The 2,750-nt window shown below is 65.5% G+C and carries 3 protein-coding genes; 1 reads left to right on the top strand and 2 read right to left on the bottom strand.

What is annotated here, in order from left to right:
• The coding region (locus tag EOA28_RS31710) for a diguanylate cyclase (RefSeq protein ID WP_148670980.1) at positions 1–1,442 on the top strand (1,442 nt) is incomplete at its 5' end.
• A 134-nt stretch (positions 1,443–1,576) separates the two neighbouring features.
• Here EOA28_RS31710 and EOA28_RS31705 read toward each other — a convergent pair.
• Together EOA28_RS31705 and EOA28_RS31700 are read right to left on the bottom strand one after the other, a co-directional pair.
• Positions 1,577–2,182 carry a sulfotransferase family protein gene (locus tag EOA28_RS31705; protein ID WP_127253153.1) on the bottom strand — a complete coding sequence of 202 codons (606 nt, stop codon included), beginning with the start codon at positions 2,180–2,182 and terminating at the stop codon, positions 1,577–1,579.
• A gap of 40 nt (positions 2,183–2,222) precedes the next feature.
• Positions 2,223–2,750 (bottom strand): VOC family protein (locus EOA28_RS31700; protein WP_348633448.1); only part of this gene is annotated, 528 nt, incomplete at its 5' end.

Raw genomic sequence — 2,750 nt, 5'->3', positions numbered from 1 at the left:
GCATCGCGGTGCTCGATGCAGAGGGCCGCATCGCCAGCGTCAACCCCGCCGCAGCGACGATGATCGGCCGGCGCGCCGACAAGATCGTCGGCCTGCAATGGGACGCGGCGCTGACACTGCACGATCCGAAAGGCGTCGAATTCGCCAGTGGGTCGTCTCCCGTCGAGATGGCTCTGGCTACCGGTCGGCAGCAGCAGCGCGAGATACGCCTCGTCAGGCTGGACGGCTCGCAGATCCCAGTCATCGCCAGTTGCAGTCCGCTCAGCCGATCTGACGGCGGGCTGGTGCTGACCCTCAACGACATCAGTGAATTGCGCCGCGCCGAAGGGGTCGTCAACGAACGCGCCGACCAACTCGCGATCCTCAATCGCGAGCTGCACGAGAAGTCGGAAACCACGGCCCGCCTGGTTAAGCTAGGCGAACTGCTGCAGGCCTGCGTGACCTTCCCAGAGGCCTTCTCGGTTGTCGGCACGGCGATGACCGAGTTTCTCGGCGGCCTGAGCGGGAGCGTCCACCTGACCAGCGCTTCGCGCAACCTGGTCGAGGAGATGGCGCATTGGGGCGACGTGCGTTCGAGCGTCAATCAATTCGCGCCGGAAGACTGCTGGGCGCTGCGCCGCGGCCAGGAGCATGTCGTCGGTCCGGGCTTGCTCACGCCGCGTTGCGCTCACATCACGGAGAACGGCAACAAGGGCTACGTCTGCATGCCGCTGGCGGCGCAGGGCGAGACGCTAGGCATTATGCATCTGTGCGAATCGAATGCCGCCGAGAAGCCGCAATGGCTGACCGAACGACAGCAGATCCTGCGCGGCGTCGTCGACACGCTGGCGCTGGCGCTGGCCAATCTGCGCCTGCGCGAAACGCTCAGGCAGCAATCGATCCGCGATCCGAACACTGGCCTGTTCAACCGGCGTTATCTCGAGGAAACCAGCAGCCGCGAACTGAGGCGCATGGAGCGCTCGAGCCAGCCGCTGGCAGTCATTATGCTCGATGTCGATCACTTCAAACAGTTCAACGATACCTTCGGGCACGAGGCCGGCGACCTCGTGCTGAAGCAGGTTGCCGCGACGCTAATCGAGCATGCGCGCGACAGCGATGTCGTATCCCGTTATGGCGGCGAGGAATTTGCCCTGGTCATGCCGGGATGCTCGCTTGAGGAGGGAGCTCAGCGCGCCGAAACGCTCCGCCAGGCGATCAAGCATCTGCATCTGGCGCATCGCGGCCGCACGCTTGGAACAGTGACGGCCTCGTTCGGCGTCGCGGCCTATCCCGAGCATGGCACCGGCTGGGCCGAGATCACCAACGCCGCGGACCACGCGCAATATGACGCGAAGGCCGAGGGTCGCGACAGGGTGGTTGTCGCCAGGAGCACCCCACCGGGCGAGCGCCCCGCCATCCAGCTGGTGCCCTCCGCGAAAGCGGGCACCGAGGTCAAGGGATGATTCCGCGCTAGCGCCTCTCAGCGTTTCAACGAAACGCCGAAACGCTCTATCTATTTGTTTTTACTCAATTTCGGAGGGCTACGGCGAAGTCGCCGAGCCTAACGTTACACACTTTGTCCTGGAGTCGCTCCAATCTACTGGACTATGCCAAGCGCGGATCGGAACTCCTGCGTTGTGTTGCGGGCGGGATAGGATTCCTCCGGCACGGGAACGCCGAGATGGCTGCAGAGCGGCGCCCAGCCGTCGCCGAGCTTGTGCACCAGCAGCCGTCCCGCCGGCACGGTGTTCAGCACCGCCTCGACATTGTCCCGGTAGACGGCGATGGCATGTGCTCGGTCCTGCGGGCGGCCGCCGAAGACCTGGTTGGCGACGAGCGGGATGCCGAGCGACTCCTGATCCGTGCTGCCGGCGATCGCCGGCAGCAGGGTTTTTTCAAAACTCTCCCACCAGCTTTCGGGCGAGCGCCAGGTGAGGATGACGCGCGCCTGCGGATAGGCTTCGATCAGCTCACGCCAATAGAAGGCCGAGGGCCAGTCGACGCAGGATTTATATCCCGCGAAGAGCTGGGCCCAGTCGGGCGCCTCGCCCCTGGCCAGCGCCCGCCAGAGCCGCTTCTGCTTCGCATGCCCCATGACCTCCGACATATGGTGGCAAGGACCGAAGCCGAGCATGGTCAGCGCCTCGCGCATCGAGTCCGTGCCGGTCCGGCCGAAGCCGGTTCCAATCACCATCAGCGACATTTCCCCCTCCTCCACTACTCCCGTCTTTAAGCGGTTGCGGTCAACCTCCCTGGACCACGAGCCGCAGGCGGTTGCCTTCCGGATCAGCGGTCGAGATGGCGCGACCGTCTCTTTTCGCTTGTATGCCGGCCGCTTCGAGCCTGCGCGCCACGGCGGCAAGTTCGTGGGCGGAACCGAGCTCGACGGTGAAATAGTCCAGGCCGGCGGCATCGGGCGGCGGTTCGCGCAGCTCGCCGCGCGCCCAGATGTTGAAGGCGATCATATGCGCGCGGCGCTCGGTGCCGCAGTCGAACATGCCGAAGGTCCGGGACTGGATATGCGGCCGGAAGCCGAGCACGCCGAGATAGAATTCCATCAGCGCCTCGGGCGCGCGGGCGCGCAAATGGATGTGGCCGATGAAGGCGTCCCACGCCATCCTCGGCTCGACATGGCCGGAGTTGCCGAGGTCGCGCAAAAGGCCCGACATGTCCAGCGGCTCCAGCCCGGAATGCGCGCTGCCGTCGACGGCGATCAGCGACACGCGGCCGTCGGGCGAGACTTCGCGGCGCAGCAGGCGTTCAGGCGTGTC

The sequence above is a fragment of the Mesorhizobium sp. M2A.F.Ca.ET.067.02.1.1 genome (assembly GCF_004023285.1).
In the GTDB taxonomy this organism is placed as follows: Bacteria; Pseudomonadota; Alphaproteobacteria; order Rhizobiales; family Rhizobiaceae; genus Mesorhizobium.
Note: the sequence above shows the minus strand (reverse complement) of the source record. Positions and strands in the feature narration are given on the sequence as shown.

Coding starts and splice junctions, on each gene's coding strand:
- EOA28_RS31705 (WP_127253153.1), bottom strand. CDS start 2,182: ATGTCGCTGATGGTGATTGGAACCGGCTTCGGCCGGACCGGCACGGAC.